The organism is Methylobacterium sp. WL9, from assembly GCF_008040035.1.
Taxonomy (GTDB): Bacteria; Pseudomonadota; Alphaproteobacteria; order Rhizobiales; family Beijerinckiaceae; genus Methylobacterium; species Methylobacterium thuringiense.
Genome location: NZ_VRVE01000057.1, coordinates 14,869 through 27,842, shown reverse-complemented (window position 1 = coordinate 27,842; position 12,974 = coordinate 14,869). Strand labels below are relative to the sequence as shown.

The window sequence follows — 12,974 nt, the reverse complement described above, 5'->3', positions numbered from 1 at the left end:
GTGGGGGAGTTCCTGCGCGGCCGGCCGGGGGCGGGGTCGGTCCACCACATCGCCTTCCGCGCGGCGGACGATGCGGCGCAGGCGGCGATGGCGGCGAAGCTCACCGAGAAGCACGGGCTCGTCGTGACCGAGCAGCGCGACCGGCAGTATTTTCGCTCGGTCTACTTCCGCGAGCCCGGCGGCGTACTGTTCGAGATCGCCACCGACATCCCGGGCTTCACTGTCGACGAACCGGTGGAAGCCCTCGGCAGCGCCCTCAAGCTGCCGGCCTTCCTCGAGCCGCAGCGGGCGCGGATCGTGGACGCGCTGCCGAAGGTCGCCTGACAAAGAGCCCTGTCCCACTATCGGGACGGGGCGATCCATCCCTTTCAAGAGGTCGCCATGACGTCCCCCAACAACCTGTTGTTCGTCCACCGCTTCGAGCCGGGTACGGATCCGGCGCAGCCGCCGCTGCTCCTCCTGCACGGCACCGGCGGTGACGAATCCGACCTGCTGCCGCTCGGCCGGTCGCTGGCGCCTGGGGCGGCGCTGCTGTCGCCGCGCGGCCCGGTGCTGGAGAACGGCATGCCGCGCTTCTTCCGGCGGCTGGCGGAGGGCGTGTTCGACGAGGACGATGTGCGCCGCCGGGCCGGGGACCTCGCCGACTTCGTCGCCGAGGCGCGGGCGGCCTACGGCATCGCCGCGCCGCTGGCGGTCGGCTTCTCGAACGGCGCGAACATCGCCGCCGCGATGCTGCTGCTGCGGCCCGAGTCCCTGGCCGGAGCGGTGCTGCTGCGGGCGATGGTGCCGCTGGCCGAGCCGCCCGCGGCCGATCTCGGGGGCAGGCCGGTGCTGATCCTGTCGGGCGCGGCCGATCCGATCGTGCCGGAGGAGAGTGCCCGCCGGCTCGCCGGACAGCTCGGCCGGGCCGGCGCCGAGGTCGAGCACGCGGTGCTGCCGGCCGGCCACGGGCTCACACAGTCCGATGTCGCCCGCGCCGAGGCCTGGATGGCGCGGCGGCGCGTGCCGGCGACGGCTGCGTGACCTGAAGGGCAGTCGCGGGGTATCAGCCTCGCGACTGCTTCCGTCCTGTGATCACGGGATCCGTGGATTCGACGGCCGTTGGCTCCTGTCCGGTCCGCTCGGACCGTAGCTCGCGCTCAGCCATCAGCCAGAACGAGATCTCGCAACCCTCGGGGCGGTGGTTGCGGTCCCAGAGTTCGTAGGCGCGGGCGCGGATGTCGGCGTAGGAGATCGCGGGTTCGGGTGGCATCGTCTCGTCGCTCGCTACGCAGGATACGCGTGTCAGGGTGTGGCAGAGAGACCGCTGCCGTTCACCACCGACATGGTGACGCGGTCCGCGCCGAGTTCGTGGGCGTCGAAGCCGAGCAGGATCGCGACCTGTTCGCGCGCCCGCCAGACCCGGCTCTTCACCGTGCCGATCTTGCAGTTCATCACCGCGGCCGCCTCCTCATAGGATAGGTTCTCGATGGCGACGAGGACCAGCGCCTGACGCATGACGTCGGGCAGCTTCGCCAGGGCGATCGACATGTCCTGCAGGTCGAGGCGACCGGGCTGCTCCGGGATCGAGACCAGCCGCCCGGCCTCGTCGCCGGGGCTCATCGGGACCTCGCGGCTGCGCTTGCGGTAGTCCGAGTAGAAGACGTTGCGCATGATCGTGAACAGCCAAGCGCCGAGATTGGTGTCGGCTGCAAAGCGCGCGCGGCTGCGCCAGGCCTTGAGGAGCGTGTCCTGCACCAGGTCGTCGGCCCGCGCCGCGTCCTTCGTCAGCGAGATCGCGAACCGGCGCAGGTTCGGTACGAGAGACAGGAATTCCTCGTGGAAGGCGCGGGCGTCGCGCTCCTCTTGGGCCGTCAGGGCACGGCCGAGCCGTGCGAGCAGGTCGGCGAAGCGGCCGTCGCTGCGGGCTTCCGTGTCGAGGGGGCCGTAGGTTTGGTCGAGAACGGATGCGAGGTGACGGCGGATGGCCTCCGGCAGCATCGACGGCTCGATCTGCGTGGCCAGCCCCGCCTCCCGTCCGCTTGCGAGAGACGGGTCGAGCGAAATGGTCATCGGAGGGCTTCCTACGAGACGAGAACGCGAAGCGCCGCGAGGAGATCGGCGCCACGGACGAGCTTGATGAAGACGAGTGATCCGGCTGCGTCCGGGGCCGCCGCGGTTGTCTAACCACGCGGCTCCACCAGGCCGGAATGTTCGATCGGTTGCACGTAAGGAATCTTAGGCATCTGCGCGCACCGGAAAAGAAGCCTGGTGGGAACGGTCTGAAATCGTACGTTCGTCGAGGCAGCCGGCTGAAGGTGTGCCTTTGCCCCGCTTGCGTTATCAAGGCCCACCGCCTGCCGGTAAGTTCGGGTACAGGCGGGTGGGAGACGGCACCGTGTTCTTGTCCTCGACGTCGAGCACGGCCTTGCCTCCGCTTCAGCAATCGCAAATCCGCAACCGTCTCCTCCGCCTTCTCGCAACCCAGGATTTCGAGCGCCTGGCACCCGCCTTGGAGCCGGTCTCGCTGTCGTTGCGGCAGATCCTGATCGCGGCGCATGAGCCGATCGCCCACGCCTATTTCATCGAGGAGGGGCTGATCTCGGTCGTGGCCGACACGGCCAACACCGCCGGCGGGCGTATCGAGATCGGCATCGTCGGCTACGAGGGCATGACCGGGCTGCCGCTCGTGCTGGGCACGGACCGCTCACCCCACGTCTCGCTGGTCCAGGCCGAGGGGCGGGCGCTCGCCGTTCCGGCCGCCGCCCTGCATGCCGCCCTCGATGCCAGCCCGGCGTTGCGCGGCGTGCTCGGCCGTTACGTCCAGAGCCTGATCGTGCAGGTTGGGCAGACGGTCTACGCCAATGCCGACCTCACCATCGAGGCGCGGCTGGCCCGCTGGATCGTGATGACGCAGGACCGTCTCGGTCGGGACGAACTGCCGCTCACCCACGAGTTCCTCTCGCTGATGCTCGGCGTGCGCCGCCCCGGCGTGACCACGGCGACGCACATGCTGGAGGGCGGCGGCATGATCCAGGCCCGGCGCGGCCGGATCACGGTGCTCGACAGGGACAAGCTGCTGGAGGTGGCCGGCGACGCCTACGGGTTGGCCGAGGCCGAATACGAGCGGCTTCTCGGGGAGGCGTGAGTTGGCGCGGCCCGGGCGGCGGACGCCCGAAGTCGCGTGGGCGACAGGCGATGAGCCGGGCTCATCGCCTGTCGGGATCAGAAGGCGTTCTTGTAGGCGCGGGGCGAAATCACGGTCTGGACCATGATCTTGAGATCGAGCCAGATCGACCAGTTGTCGATGTAATGAAGGTCGGCCTGGACGCGCTTTTCCATGTCGGCATCGGTCAGGGTCTCGCCGCGGAAGCCGTTGACCTGGGCCCAGCCGGTGATGCCGGGCTTCACGTTGTGGCGGCGGGCATAGAGGGCGATGCGGCGTTCGAAGCTGCGGTCGTGGGCGAGCGCATGCGGACGCGGGCCGACGAGGGACATCTCGCCGGTGATCACGTTGAGCAGTTGCGGCAACTCGTCGATGTTCGTCCGGCGCAGCACGGCGCCGACGCGGGTGATGCGGCTGTCGACGCGGCTCGCCTGGCGGAACACGGCGTTCTTCTCGGTCTTCATGCTGCGGAACTTGAAGACGCCGAAGGCCTGCTGGTTGAAGCCGTAGCGGCGCTGCCGGAAGAAGACCGGGCCGGGGCTGTCCATCTTGATCAGCACGGCCACCGCGGCGAAGAGCGGCGCGAGCAGGACGAGGGCGACGAGCGCCAGCGTCACGTCGAGGCAGCGCTTGATCAGCACTTCGGCCAGCGTCAGCGGGCGGCGGCCGATGTTGAGGCCGTTGAGGCGGCCCACGCGGGCGACCTGTAGGTCGGGGAAGCGGTCGAGCATGGCGCCGGGGCGCAGGTGCAGGGCGGCCGGCACGCGCAGGAAGGCGTCGATGCAGCGCTCGACATCGGCCGTCTCGGCCCACGGCACCAGCACGAAGATGTCGTCGGGCCGCAGGAAGCGCACCACGGAGACGGCGAGATCGAGATCCTCGGCGAGCAGCGCCTGCCGGCTGCCGGCATCCGCCTCCCGCTCCGAACGGCGCAGGTAGCTCGTACCGATGACGCGCAGGCCGAGCGCGTCGGCGTCGTTGTTCTCGTAGAAGCGGGTGATGTCCTCCTCGTAGCCGACGAGGTGGATGCGGCTCACCGAGGCCGAGGTCGGGGTGACGGCGTTGCGGACGAGCCAGACCATGGTGCCGCGCACCGCGAGCACGGTCGGCAGGCCGGCGAGGAAGAACACCAGCGCCACCACGCGGGAGAAGTCGTTGGTGGTCTTGGTGGCGAAGCCGATCAGCAGGGCGACGGCCCAGGCCATCAGCCACAGCGTCGCCGTGCGCTTCAGGTGCTTCCTCTGCGCGAGGTAGTTCTCGATGCTGTATTCCTCGCGCACGAGGTTGGTCAGAAGCACCGTCGCGCCGATCAGGCCGGACAGCTGCAGGCTCAGACTCGACCGAAGCGGCAGGAACTCGCCGGTGAAGCCGTAGAAATACGCGACCTCGATGCCGAGGCCGACGAGGGTGATCGCCAGGAGGTCCGCCAGCGCCAGGGAGGCCGAGATCGAGAAGCGGAACGCCGCCCGTCCGCGACGTGGCAGGAGAGCGGTCCAGACGGCGCGGCGGCGCTCGCCGGCCTTGGGCAGGAGACGGAAGGGTCCGGTGACGCGGTCCTGATACATGTCGCTCGCGCTGTTTCGCGGTGAACCCGGAAAGTGTCCCGGAACGAGACATCGAAGCCTCGTCCGAAGGGATTTGACCGGTTCAGAGCAATCTCCGAGCCCTTACGGGGCCGATCGTTTCGAGCGAGGCGCTTATCCGCGGCCGGGCCCCGTTACGCACGCAACACGACGCCGTCCGCCGTATTCGAGGCGGCGTGACGCGCGATCCCGGCCGGCAATTTCCGGTCGAAAGATTGTATTCATGGTTAACCTAGGATGGTGCTGCACGGCGAGAGCCGACTGCGCATGCACACAGCCGAAAAATACGTAGATTTGTACCCGCGCGGTCGGGATTGGGTGATATTCGCGCAATCGTATCGAGGGATGTCGGCGCATCCGCTCTGCTCTTGACGGCCGGACCGGGGAGAGCGACGTCCCCGAAACCCGATGGCGAGAGAGACGGACCCGACCATGCCGCTTCAGGTCAAGGCCGGCGGCGGTCCGGCCCAGTTCCCACCCGCTGCTGCGCCGACCTATGCGATCCTGTTCGGCCTCTCGCTCTCGCACCTTCTCAACGACACCATCCAATCGCTCCTGCCGGCGATCTACCCGCTGCTGAAGGTGAGCTTCGCCCTCGATTTCGGGCAGATCGGCCTGATCCAGATGGTGTTCCAGGTCACGGCCTCGGTGCTGCAGCCCGTGGTGGGCCTCTATACCGACAGGCGGGCGCTGCCGTTTTCACTCGCCGCCGGCATGACCGTGTCGCTGGCGGGGCTGGTGCTGCTCTCGCTGGCGCCGGTCTACGGCGTGCTGCTCGCCGCGGCCGGGCTGGTGGGCCTCGGCTCCGCGATCTTCCACCCCGAGGCGAGCCGGGTCGCGCGGATGGCATCGGGCGGGCGCTACGGCCTCGCGCAATCCGTCTTCCAGGTCGGCGGCAACACCGGGACGGCGCTCGGGCCGCTGCTCGCCGCCTTCATCGTCGTCCCGAACGGCCAGGGCAGCGTCGCGTGGTTCTCGCTCGCCGCATTGGCGGGGATGGTGGTGCTGACGATCGTCGGGCGCTGGTACGCGGAGCGCCTGCGCGCGGCGCCGCGCACGCCCCGCAAGACGCCGTCGGTCTCCGGCGGAGGTCTGAGCCGCACCCGGATCGTCGCAACGATCGCGATCCTGCTGGCGCTGATCTTCTCCAAATACTTCTACATGGCGAGCTTCTCGTCCTACTACACGTTCTATTTGATCCACCGCTTCGGGGTCGGAATCGCGCAGTCGCAGGTCTACCTGTTCGTCTTCCTCGGCTCGGTGGCGGCCGGTACCATCCTCGGCGGGCCGATCGGCGACCGTTTCGGGCGCAAGCCGGTGATCTGGGGCTCGATCCTCGGCGTGCTGCCCTTCACCCTGGCGCTGCCTTACGCCAACCTGTTCTGGACGGTGGCGTTGACGGTCCCGATCGGACTGATCCTCGCCTCGGCGATGCCGGCGATCCTGGTCTACGCGCAGGAATTGCTGCCCGGCCGGATCGGGCTCGTCGGCGGACTATTCTTCGGCTTCGCCTTCGGCATGGGCGGCATCGGGGCGGCGGTTCTCGGCGAACTCGCCGACCATACCAGCATCGAGCATGTCTACGCGCTCTGCGCCTACCTGCCCCTGATCGGCCTGTTCGCGGCCTTCCTGCCGCGGAACCGGGCGGGCTAAGCCCACCCGGCACGGCACCCCCTACTCGGCGGCGTCGGACTTGGCCGCGCTGCGCGAGGCCGAGCCCGTGATCGCCTCGAACCCCTCGAATTGCGGGTGGCCGAGATAGAGCGGCTTGGTGCTCGGCACGCGGCCATGCGCCTTGCGAAACTGCTCGGACCGCGTCCAGGCCTCGAAGTCGGCCTTGGAGCGCCAGACCGTGTGCGAGGCGTAGAGGACGTGATCCTCCGCCTCCGGCCCGCGCAACAGGTGGAATTCGACGAAACCGTCCATCTCGCCGAGATGACTGTCGCGGCCGAGCCAGACCTGTTCGAAGTCCTCCCTGGCTTCCTTGACGACCTTGAAGCGATTCATGGCGATGAACATGCGTTTTCCCTAGGTTCAGTCTGTTTGATCCGCTGCCACGCGTGCCTGCGTAGTCATACCACGTGGCGGAAGCACTCTCGAAAACTCGCGCGAACTCTGCGGCCGAGTAAAAATCAAGGGGCAACTACCGAGAGGTACGTGCCGCTGCACATTATTCGAGGGTTGCAATTAACCTATGAGTTATGGTGAAGCTAGGGGCGCGACAATCGATCGCGTCGGGCGCCTCTTCCGAATCGCCTGACGCTGGTTTCCGCGCCGAGCCGAACAAGGGTTGGGAGGTTTCGGCAACGGACATCTCCGATTCGCGGCATAGACGGAAACGGTCGTCGAAGCACGACCGTGGAACAGCGCCGATGGCGCGATCACGTGCCTGCCCGGTGGTCCTCGGGATGGTGCGTGACGGAGTGGCAGGACCGGTGCACGATGATGCCTAAACAAACTACCGACGTCGACCGGCTCGTCGGCCTGCGGATCACGGCGTTGCGAAAGGCGCGCGGCCTGAGCCAGACCGCCCTCGGCACCGCCGTCGGCGTGACCTTCCAGCAGGTCCAGAAATACGAGAAGGGCCAGAACCGCGTGGGCGCCGGCCGGCTCAGCGAGATCGCCCGCCTCCTCGAAGTTCCGGTCGCCGCCTTCTTCGCGGGTGACGAGGCCAGGGACAGCGCCGAGGGCAAGTCGCCCGACGTGTTCGGCTTCCTCTCGGCCCAGGGCGCGATCGAAGTGCTGCGCGCCTACGCCTCGATCGAGGACGACGACCTGCGCCGCGACCTTCTCGCCATCGTGCGCACCGCCGCGCGCATGGACAGGAAGACGGCCGGATCGCCCGTCCCCGCCGAGGCTTGAGCCGCCGATTCGGACGGGACGTTCAGAGCGTCTCGCCCGCGATCAGGTGGAAGAAGCTTCCGCTGACGCGCCCGCGTCGGTGGCCGGCGAGGCCGATGGCGACACCTTCCGCATCGGTGACGCGCGCGAGCGCGTTCTCGGCGACGGGCGGCTGCGTCAGCTCCGCTGCGTAGTGGAACTCGTGGCCGACGAGCCGTGCACCCGCGCGGCCAAGCATGCCGTTGCCGAGCAGCGTCGCGATGCGATAGCCGAGATGGAGCTTGCGCGCTTTGTACGAGGTCGCCACCGGCAGCAGGCCGGCCATGGCGTGCACCGTGCCGTCCGCATCCTCCAGGCTCTCGCCGAGCACCATGTAGCCGCCGCACTCGCCGTGGACGGGCTTTTGCTCGCCGAATGTGCGGAGGCCGTCGAGGAAGCGCGTAGCCGCGGCGATCCGGCCGGCATGGAGTTCGGGATAGCCGCCGGGTAGCCAGCAGGCATCGCAATCCGGCATCGGCGCTTCGTCGGCCAGTGGCGAGAACGGCACGATCTCGGCCCCCGCTGCCCGCCAGCCCGCGATCAGGTGCGGGTAAAGGAACGAGAACGCGGCATCGCGCGCCACGGCGACCCGCTGTCCGGGCGGCGAGGGCAGGGCACCCGCCGCCTCGGGAACGCTCCCGCCCGCCGCTGCCACGATCGCGTCGAGATCGAGCGAAGTCTCCCCGAGATCGGCCAGACGTTCGAGGCGGGCCAGCAGGTCGGCAGTCTCGCCGGCCTGGACGAGGCCGAGATGGCGCTCCGGCAGCACCAAGCCGGCATCGCGCATCAGCGCGCCGAGCACGGGAATGCCGATGCGCGTCAGCCCGGCCTCGACCAGCCGCCGGTGGCGCGGGCTCGCGACCTTGTTGAGCACCACGCCGGCGATGCGGATGCGCGGATCGTACATCGCACAGCCGAGCGCCACCGCCGCCGCCGATTGCGCCGCGCCGGAGACGTCGAGTACCAGCAGCACCGGCCAGCCGAACCGCGCCGCGATGTCGGCATTCGCGCCGGTCCGGCCTTCGCCCGCGACGATGCCGTCATGCAAGCCCATGGAGCCCTCGGCGACGACGAGATCGGCATCGCGGCCGGCGAGCGCGGCCGCCGTGGCGAGCAGGCCGTCCGACATGGCGAAGCTGTCGAGGTTGATGCTCGGAAAACCCGTCGCGGCCTCGTGGAAGGCCGGATCGATGTAATCGGGACCGCATTTCGCCCCACGCACCGCGACGCCGCGCCGGCGCAGGGCCGTCAACAGTGCCAGGGTCACCGTGGTCTTGCCCGAGCTCGACCGGGGTGCGGCGATGACGAGACCGCGTGCGCTCATGCCTCGTCTCCCTTGGCGCCGTCACCGAAGCCCGGCCGGAAGCGTCGATCGTAGCCGGTGGAGTACAGCGCGGATTCCGCGAAGTTTTCGGGATCGAGCGCCGGGCCGACGAGGATCAGCGCCGTGCGCTCCAGCCTGGCCGCCGCGACAGCTGCGGCGACCGTCGCCAGCGTGCCCGTCAGCACCTGCTCGTCGGGCCAGGTCGCGCGGAACACCACGGCGGCGGGGCAGTCCGCCCCGTAGAACGGGATCAGCTCGGGCACCAGGGTGTCGATCACGTGGATGGAGAGATGCAGCGCCAGCGTCGCACCGGTGGCGGCGAAGGCGGCGAGCGTCTCGCGCTCCGGCATCGCGCTCGCCCGGCCCGAGGTCCGCGTCAGCACGACGGATTGCGTCAGCCCCGGCACCGTCAGCTCCCGCCGCAGCAGCGCCGCCGCTGCCGCGAACGAGGGCACGCCCGGCGTCACCGTGTAGGGGATGCCGAGCTGGTCGAGCCGGCGGGTCTGCTCGGCCAGTGCGCTCCAGACCGAGAGGTCGCCGGAATGCAGCCGCACCACGTCCTGTCCGCGCTCATGTGCCGCGACGATTTCCTGCACGATGGCATCGAGATCGAGCGGCGCCGTATCGACGATCCGCGCGCCTGCCGGGCACCATGACAGGATTTCCGGCGCCACCAGCGAGCCGGCATACAGGCAGACGGGGCAGGCCGCGATCAGATCGCGCCCGCGAACGGTGACGAGATCGGCCGCGCCCGGGCCGGCTCCGACGAAATGGACGGTCATGCTTTTTTGGCCATGGGCAGACGGCAGGTGAGCGTGAGCGCCCCGCAAACGGCACCCCCAACGCCCCTTATGCTGATGTGCCAGCGAAGCGGGCCTCGAAGCACCCCGCGACCTCTCCCGAGGCGTGAGCCGGGGATCAGCGGTCAGGAGTGCTTCGAGGCTGCTGCGCAGCACCTCAGTATGAGGACGTCGGGAGTGCCGGTTGCGGCAGTGCCGAAGGGCTCTATTCGGAATCGAACACCAGCGCGAGGGCGCAGGTTGCGCCGACACTGGCGATCCTCGGCAGGATCAGCATCGCGCGTTCGCCCGCACCGACGAGCGCGGCGGCTTCCGCAAGCGAGCCGACGCCGCGCTCCGCCTCGATCCGGACCGAACGGGTCGGTACTCGGTCATCGACTGAGCGCAGAGCCTCCGGCGGCAAGCCGATCGTCTCGCAGCCCAGAACCACTGCCGCCGCGCGAAAGGCAATCTCGTCGGCCCGGTCGTCGGCAGTGGCGAGTGCGTTCAGCCGGCCCGCCGGCACGCCCGCCGTTGCGAGCCCGCTCCGCACAAGCGCGACGATCTCCTCCGACGTCGTCGCGTGCCGAAACCCGACCCCGGCAACCACGTCGCGCCGGGGCGTCACGGCTTTGTCCAGACCCACTGCGTCACCGGCATCGCCTGCCGCCAGCCGGTGAGGCCGCCGACGGGGGCGGCCTTCGCCACGGAGAGCCGGCGCAGGCTGCCGCCCATCTCCGAAAACATCGCGAGCAACGCCGCCTCGCCTTCGAGCGTCACCGCGTTGGCGACGAGCCGGCCGCTGGAGCGCAACGCATCGCGGCAGGCGGCGAGCACGCCGGACCGGGAGATGCCACCGCCGATGAAGACGGCATCGGGGGGCGCCAATCCGGCGAGCGCCGCCGGGGCAGGGCCCTCGACGATGCTTACGCGCTCCGGCACGCCGAGGTTTTCGCAGTTCCGTCCGATCCGCTCCGCCCGGTCGCTCCGCGCTTCGATCGCGAGCGCACGGTTGGCGGGATGGCGCAGGCACCATTCGATGGCGATCGAGCCGGCCCCGGCCCCGACATCCCAAAGCAACGCCCCGGCGAAGGGCGCCAAAGCCGAGAGCGTCACTGCCCGGATCTCGGCCTTGGTGAGCTGCCCGTCATTCTCGAACCATCCATCGTCGAGGCCGGTCGCCAACGGCAGCACCCGGGCGCCGGGCTCGGCCACAACCTCGATCGCCAGCGTGTTCAGCGGCTCGATTTTTCGGTCGGACGCGAACGCGACGGCTTCACTCACAAAAATACGCTCGTGCGGGCCGCCCATCGCTTCGAGTACGGTGAGCCGCGACCGCGCAAACCCGCGCTCGACCAGAAGCGCGGCGACGGCTGCCGGCGTCGTGCCGTCCCAGGACAGCACCAGCAGGCGCGCGCCGGGCTGGAGGGCCGGAACGATGCGGGTGAGCGCCCGGCCGTGCAGCGTCAGGCAGGCGGTCTCGGCGATTGGCCAGCCGAGGCGCGCGGCAGCGAGGCTGAAGGCGGAGGGCTGGGGGTAGGCCCGGATCTCGGCCGGCGGCACGAGCCGGGCGATCTCGGCGCCGATGCCGTAATGGAACGGGTCGCCGGTGGCCAAGAGGCAGGTCGGCCGGCCGCGCCGCGCCAGGATTGTTTCGTAGGCGTCCGAGATCGGGCTCGGCCAGAGATGCGCCTCGGCGCTAAGCGGCGCAGCCAGCGCCAGATGCCGCCGCCCGCCCCAGACCACCTCCGCCGCATCGAGCGCCGCGGACGCGGCCGGCGACAGCCCGGCACGCCCGTCCTCGCCGATGCCGACGATGGTGAGCCAGGGCGACGCAGCCTGCTGGTGGAGGGTCATAATCGGGGCGCTTCGGGGAGCCGGAATTGTCGAGCGTTCCCGGTACCCGCGCCGTTCCCGATTGGCGAGTCGGAGCCGATCCTCAGGCGGCCAGGGGTTTGGCCGCGAGCGGCTCGGCCAAGGCCGGTACCGCCGGCACAGGAACCCCGAGATACGCCCGCCGTGCCGGCTTCAGCACGAACCAGGCGAGGGCCGCGGTGACGAGGTCGAGCCCGATGGCGATGCAGAATACCGGCACCCAGCTCCCGGCCGCGTCGTGGATCATCGCCGCGAAGGGGCCGCCGAGCAGCGAGCCCACGCCCTGCGCCATGTAGAGGAAGCCGTAATTCGTGGTCGCGTGCTTGGTCCCGAACGTGTCGGTGAGCGTGCTCGGGAACAACGAAAAAATCTCGCCCCAGGCGAAGAACACCACGCCCGAGAGCAAGGCGAAGGCGTAGGCGTTTTCGCGAAAGGCGAGCAGCAGCGCGATGGCGCAGGCCTCCAGCGCGAAGGCGAACGCCATCGTGTTCTCGCGGCCGACATTGTCGGAGACCCAGCCGAAGAACGGCCGGGTCAGGCCGTTGGTGACCCGGTCGAAGGTGAGCGCGAAGGGCAGCGCCGCGAAGCCGAACACGAGGGCGTCGGCGACGCCGAACTCCTTCGAGAAGGCCGCGAACTGCGCCACCACCATCAGGCCGCCGGTCGACATCATCGCCATCATCGCGAACATCAGCCAGAACAAAGGCGTCTTGAGCATCGTCTTCGGGGGCACGTCGCGGGCGGCGCTGGCGACCTTGTCGGCCGGGATCTCGGGGGTCTCGCCGAGCTGCGGCGGGCGCAGGCCGAGCGCCGCGATGAAGCCGACCACGCCGAGGATCGCGCCGAACACCAGCAGCGCGTGGCGATAGCCGGACGCCGCGATCATGTCGGAGATCGGGAAGGTGGTGGCGATCGCGCCCATGCCATAGCCGGCGGCGACCACGCCCGCGGCAAAGCCCCGGCGCTCGGGAAACCAGCGCACCATCAGCCCGATGATGCCGACATAGACGATGCCGGTGCCGAGCCCGCAGAGCACGCCGTAGGTGGCGTAGAGCCCATAGAGCGAATCGATCTGCGAGGCCGCCGCCCAGCCGGCGCCGCTCAACGCCGCGCCCAGCGCGATCATGCCCTTGGCACTGAACCGCTCGATCAGCCAGCCCTGGGCCGGCGAGAAGAAGGTCTGCAGCACGATCAGCAGCGTGAACGTCACCTGCACCGCCGGCAGGCCAGAACCCGTCGTCGCCTGGAACGGCTTTACGAAGAGCGTCCAGACATATTGGGGGCTGGAGATCGTCATCATGACGATCAGCCCGAGCCCGAGCTGGATCCATCGCGTGCCGGCTGAGGGTGTATTCATCATTCACTCCCGTTTGGGAGGGTCGAGCAAG

General features: G+C 69.4%; 14 protein-coding genes. 5 read left to right on the top strand and 9 right to left on the bottom strand.

Annotated elements, in window-relative coordinates:
* Nucleotides 1-324 (top strand): VOC family protein (locus FV217_RS15750; protein ID WP_187272587.1); only part of this gene is annotated, 324 nt, incomplete at its 5' end.
* 57 nt (nucleotides 325-381) lie between these two features.
* Nucleotides 382-1,023 carry an alpha/beta hydrolase gene (locus FV217_RS15745; protein ID WP_147818126.1) on the top strand — a complete coding sequence of 214 codons (642 nt, stop codon included), beginning with the start codon at nucleotides 382-384 and terminating at the stop codon, nucleotides 1,021-1,023.
* Between the two features lie 22 nt (nucleotides 1,024-1,045).
* On the opposite strand, the gene FV217_RS15740 is transcribed toward FV217_RS15745, so the two are convergent.
* Together FV217_RS15740 and FV217_RS15735 are read right to left on the bottom strand one after the other, a co-directional pair.
* Nucleotides 1,046-1,252, bottom strand: coding sequence for a DUF2934 domain-containing protein (locus FV217_RS15740; protein ID WP_147818125.1), 207 nt, complete (start codon nucleotides 1,250-1,252; stop codon nucleotides 1,046-1,048).
* 32 nt (nucleotides 1,253-1,284) lie between these two features.
* Nucleotides 1,285-1,980 carry a sigma-70 family RNA polymerase sigma factor gene (locus tag FV217_RS15735; RefSeq protein WP_147818129.1) on the bottom strand — a complete coding sequence of 232 codons (696 nt, stop codon included), beginning with the start codon at nucleotides 1,978-1,980 and terminating at the stop codon, nucleotides 1,285-1,287.
* Between the two features lie 427 nt (nucleotides 1,981-2,407).
* On the opposite strand from FV217_RS15735, the gene FV217_RS15730 reads away from it, so the two are divergent.
* The gene (locus FV217_RS15730) at nucleotides 2,408-3,127 is read left to right on the top strand and encodes a Crp/Fnr family transcriptional regulator (RefSeq protein ID WP_147818128.1); all 720 of its coding nucleotides are present in this window, start codon (nucleotides 2,408-2,410) and stop codon (nucleotides 3,125-3,127) included.
* Between the two features lie 77 nt (nucleotides 3,128-3,204).
* Here the strand turns inward: FV217_RS15730 and FV217_RS15725 are convergent, their stop codons facing one another.
* Nucleotides 3,205-4,710 (bottom strand): exopolysaccharide biosynthesis polyprenyl glycosylphosphotransferase, encoded by a 1,506-nt coding sequence (locus FV217_RS15725; protein ID WP_147818124.1) that lies wholly within the window; start codon nucleotides 4,708-4,710, stop codon nucleotides 3,205-3,207.
* A gap of 450 nt (nucleotides 4,711-5,160) precedes the next feature.
* Between FV217_RS15725 and FV217_RS15720 the strand changes: the two genes are divergently transcribed.
* Complete coding sequence (locus FV217_RS15720; RefSeq protein WP_187272588.1) at nucleotides 5,161-6,381, top strand: MFS transporter; 1,221 nt, start codon at nucleotides 5,161-5,163, stop codon at nucleotides 6,379-6,381.
* Nucleotides 6,382-6,402: 21 nt separating this feature from the next.
* Here FV217_RS15720 and FV217_RS15715 read toward each other — a convergent pair whose 3' ends face one another.
* Complete coding sequence (locus tag FV217_RS15715; protein ID WP_147818122.1) at nucleotides 6,403-6,747, bottom strand: antibiotic biosynthesis monooxygenase; 345 nt, start codon at nucleotides 6,745-6,747, stop codon at nucleotides 6,403-6,405.
* Nucleotides 6,748-7,170: 423 nt separating this feature from the next.
* On the opposite strand from FV217_RS15715, the gene FV217_RS15710 reads away from it, so the two are divergent.
* A complete protein-coding gene (locus FV217_RS15710; RefSeq protein ID WP_147818121.1) occupies nucleotides 7,171-7,590 on the top strand; it encodes a helix-turn-helix transcriptional regulator in 420 nt (139 codons plus the stop codon).
* Nucleotides 7,591-7,612: 22 nt separating this feature from the next.
* Here the strand turns inward: FV217_RS15710 and FV217_RS15705 are convergent, their stop codons facing one another.
* From FV217_RS15705 to oxlT, 5 genes are all read right to left on the bottom strand, one after another.
* Nucleotides 7,613-8,932, bottom strand: a complete 1,320-nt coding sequence (locus FV217_RS15705; protein ID WP_147818120.1) for a cobyrinate a,c-diamide synthase — start codon at nucleotides 8,930-8,932, stop codon at nucleotides 7,613-7,615.
* A complete protein-coding gene (gene cobM, locus FV217_RS15700) occupies nucleotides 8,929-9,714 on the bottom strand; it encodes a precorrin-4 C(11)-methyltransferase (protein ID WP_147818119.1) in 786 nt (261 codons plus the stop codon). The genes FV217_RS15705 and cobM overlap by 4 nt, the downstream gene beginning before the upstream one ends.
* Nucleotides 9,715-9,937: 223 nt before the next feature.
* Nucleotides 9,938-10,357, bottom strand: coding sequence for a cobalamin biosynthesis protein (locus tag FV217_RS15695; protein WP_147818118.1), 420 nt, complete (start codon nucleotides 10,355-10,357; stop codon nucleotides 9,938-9,940).
* On the bottom strand, nucleotides 10,336-11,568 hold the full coding sequence (cbiE, locus tag FV217_RS15690; protein ID WP_147818117.1) for a precorrin-6y C5,15-methyltransferase (decarboxylating) subunit CbiE: 1,233 nt from the start codon (nucleotides 11,566-11,568) through the stop codon (nucleotides 10,336-10,338). The genes FV217_RS15695 and cbiE overlap by 22 nt, the downstream gene beginning before the upstream one ends.
* 82 nt (nucleotides 11,569-11,650) lie before the next feature.
* On the bottom strand, nucleotides 11,651-12,943 hold the full coding sequence (oxlT, locus tag FV217_RS15685; protein ID WP_147818127.1) for an oxalate/formate MFS antiporter: 1,293 nt from the start codon (nucleotides 12,941-12,943) through the stop codon (nucleotides 11,651-11,653).
* Nucleotides 12,944-12,974 lie beyond the last annotated feature (31 nt).

Coding starts and splice junctions, on each gene's coding strand:
- FV217_RS15705 (WP_147818120.1), bottom strand. CDS start 8,932: ATGAGCGCACGCGGTCTCGTCATCGCCGCACCCCGGTCGAGCTCGGGC.
- oxlT (WP_147818127.1), bottom strand. CDS start 12,943: ATGAATACACCCTCAGCCGGCACGCGATGGATCCAGCTCGGGCTCGGG.
- FV217_RS15740 (WP_147818125.1), bottom strand. CDS start 1,252: ATGCCACCCGAACCCGCGATCTCCTACGCCGACATCCGCGCCCGCGCC.
- FV217_RS15710 (WP_147818121.1), top strand. CDS start 7,171: ATGATGCCTAAACAAACTACCGACGTCGACCGGCTCGTCGGCCTGCGG.
- FV217_RS15725 (WP_147818124.1), bottom strand. CDS start 4,710: ATGTATCAGGACCGCGTCACCGGACCCTTCCGTCTCCTGCCCAAGGCC.
- FV217_RS15745 (WP_147818126.1), top strand. CDS start 382: ATGACGTCCCCCAACAACCTGTTGTTCGTCCACCGCTTCGAGCCGGGT.
- FV217_RS15720 (WP_187272588.1), top strand. CDS start 5,161: ATGCCGCTTCAGGTCAAGGCCGGCGGCGGTCCGGCCCAGTTCCCACCC.
- FV217_RS15735 (WP_147818129.1), bottom strand. CDS start 1,980: ATGCTGCCGGAGGCCATCCGCCGTCACCTCGCATCCGTTCTCGACCAA.
- FV217_RS15715 (WP_147818122.1), bottom strand. CDS start 6,747: ATGTTCATCGCCATGAATCGCTTCAAGGTCGTCAAGGAAGCCAGGGAG.
- cobM (WP_147818119.1), bottom strand. CDS start 9,714: ATGACCGTCCATTTCGTCGGAGCCGGCCCGGGCGCGGCCGATCTCGTC.
- cbiE (WP_147818117.1), bottom strand. CDS start 11,568: ATGACCCTCCACCAGCAGGCTGCGTCGCCCTGGCTCACCATCGTCGGC.